Origin of the sequence: Micromonospora yasonensis, assembly GCF_026013475.1 — a bacterium.
Taxonomy (GTDB): domain Bacteria; phylum Actinomycetota; class Actinomycetes; order Mycobacteriales; family Micromonosporaceae; genus Micromonospora; species Micromonospora yasonensis.
The window spans coordinates 1-1,892 of the sequence record NZ_JAPDPH010000430.1 but is presented as its reverse complement, the minus strand read 5'-3'; the positions used below and the strand labels follow the sequence as shown (position 1 = coordinate 1,892).

Annotated in this window: 1 protein-coding gene; it reads left to right on the top strand. The window is 68.1% G+C overall.

Annotated elements, in window-relative coordinates; all coding sequences use genetic code 11:
* A partial coding sequence (locus tag ONA70_RS36085) for an FG-GAP-like repeat-containing protein (protein ID WP_265010954.1) occupies positions 1-1,514 on the top strand: 1,514 nt, incomplete at its 5' end.
* Positions 1,515-1,892 lie beyond the last annotated feature (378 nt).

Sequence of the window (1,892 nt, the reverse complement as noted above, 5' to 3'; positions counted from 1 at the left end):
ATGCCAACGGCGCCACCACCATCACCACCTGGACCGTGAGCAACCTGGCCAACGGCACCGGCACCATCACCACCGCCGCCAGCCAAGGTCTGATCGCCGCCGACCACGCCTGGCAACTCACCGACGCGAGCACCGGACCGGTCTCCGGCACCGACGTGGCCACGGACGCCGTCGGCGGCCTCGACGCGAGTGGCAGCGCCAGTTGGAACACGGGAGACCTGTTCGACCCGAGCGTCCTGATGAACGGCACGGGCGGCCAGCTCAGCGCTGCCGGTCCCGCCTTCGCCACCAACGCCGACTTCACCGTGTCGGCCTGGGTCAAGCCCACCGCCCCCGGCGGCACCATCCTGTCCCAGGACGGTACGAACACCGCCGGATTCCGGCTCTGGGTCGACGCGTCCGACAGTAGTTGGCGGGCCGCCATGCCGCAGAGCGACTCGATCAGTCCGGTGTGGGACACCGTCACCGCCGGGGCCAACAGCGCCAGGATGGGTGTCTGGACACACGTGACCGTCAGCTACGAGAAGGCGAACGGCCGGCTGGGGCTCTACCTCGGCGCGCTCAACAAGGGCGTGGGGATCCACGCCACCACCTGGAACGCGGCCGGCGCGTTCCGGATGGGTGCCCACAAGACGTCGGCCAGCGGGTACGGCGGCTGGTTCTCCGGGCAGTTGAGCGAGGTGCTCGCCTGGAACCAGGTGGTCAGCCCGGTCCAGGCGGTGCCGGCCGGGCCGCGCCGGGACTTCAGCGGCGACGGCTACCCGGACGTCATGGCCCGGTACACGCCCGACAACAACATCCTGCTCTACAAGGGCGACGGCGCTGGTCGGTTCCAGTCCGGCTACACGGTGATCGGGGCCAACTGGGTGGCGTTCGACACCGTCTTCTCGCCCGGTGACTTCGACGGCGACGGGAAGACCGACGTGATCGCCCGGCACGGGACCACCAAGGATCTCTACCTCTACCGCGGCAACGGGCGGGGCGGCTTCATCTCCGGCTCCACGATCGTCGGCGACAACTGGTCGGCCTTTGACATCATCTTCTCTCCCGGCGACTTCGACGGGGACGGGAAGTCGGACGTGATGGCCCGCCACGCCACCACCAAGGACATCTACCTGTATCGGGGCAACGGAACCGGCAGCTTCATCTCCGGCTCCACGATCGTCGGGTCGAACTGGTCCGCCTTCGACACCATCTTCTCCCCCGGTGACTTCGACGGCGACGGGAAGACCGACGTCATGGCCCGCCACGCCACCACCAAGGACATCTACCTCTATCGCGGCAGCGGTAGCGGCAGGTTCGCGTCCGGCTCCACCATCGTCGGGTCCAAGTGGGCCTACTTCGACCGGATCTTCTCCGTCGGGGATTTCAACATGGACGGCAACACCGATGTCATCGCCCGGTACTCGTCCACCAAGGATCTCTATCTCTATCAGGGCAACGGGATCGGGCGGTTCAAGCCGGGCTACACCGTCATCGGCGCCAACTGGGCGTACGTCGACCTGATCTTCTGACCACCGGTCGGCACGACCGCGACACGGACGCGGGCCGCCCACACCGGGCAGCCCCGTCCCGCCGGTCACCCGCATCAACAGACGTCAGCGGCACCTGGCCACGTACCCGGAACGCGGCGCGGGTCGCTGCGACAGCAAACGGACGCGAAGCACGTCCTTCAACAGCACGGGGAGGTATCTCGTCATGTCAGAGAACGTCCGCACAGGCGGAAGGAGGCGAGGGACAGCTGTGGTGACCAGCATCGCCGCCAGTCTTCTCGTCGCCGCCGCGACCACCACGCTGCCCGCGCAGCCAGTAGCTGCGGCACCCGCCCCGAAGCCGGCCACCAAGCCATCCGCGGCAACGCTGACCGTCGACCAGGCGGTGACGGAAGCGCG